Raw genomic sequence first — 513 nt, 5'->3', positions numbered from 1 at the left:
AAGTTGCCCACTGCAACAGCAATGCATGAGAAAACCGCCAATAAAAACAGGACGGCAAGTTCAGTTTAAACAGTGTGATTCGGGTAAAAGGCTAAGCTACATTGACAAAATGAAAGTCAAAATAGACAGCCCAATAGGGCGACGACAATACAGTAAACGATTAGGTGCTATCGAGCCAGTCTTCGGCAATATTACTGTCAATAAAGGTATGAATAAATTGACCTTACGCGGTCAAGAAAAAGTAAACACTCAATGGCAACTGTATTGCCTTGTTCATAATATTGAAAAGTTAATAAACAACCTGCATTAAGGGTTAAAAGCCCAACTACACATCATATAAACCGCTATTACACTGAATTATTAAGCACCAATTAGCTATTTCAATGAATTAACGATGTAAAAAATTAAATCGCCAAAAACGTAAACGTTTTTGATTGTTAAAAGAAAATAATCCAGTTAGAGTATTTTTATTAATAAATAACATAAAAATGAGTTATTCTACAAGCTCGTTAG

The 513-nt window shown here is 33.9% G+C and carries 1 protein-coding gene; it reads left to right on the top strand.

The window, feature by feature from the left end; all coding sequences use genetic code 11:
• Positions 1–310 (top strand): transposase (locus CWS31_RS17400; RefSeq protein ID WP_246143608.1); only part of this gene is annotated, 310 nt, incomplete at its 5' end.
• Positions 311–513: the final 203 nt, after the last annotated feature.

Origin of the sequence: Colwellia echini (assembly GCF_002843355.2) — a bacterium.
GTDB classification, from domain to species: Bacteria; Pseudomonadota; Gammaproteobacteria; order Enterobacterales; family Alteromonadaceae; genus Colwellia; species Colwellia echini.
Note: the sequence above shows the minus strand (reverse complement) of the source record. Positions and strands in the feature narration are given on the sequence as shown.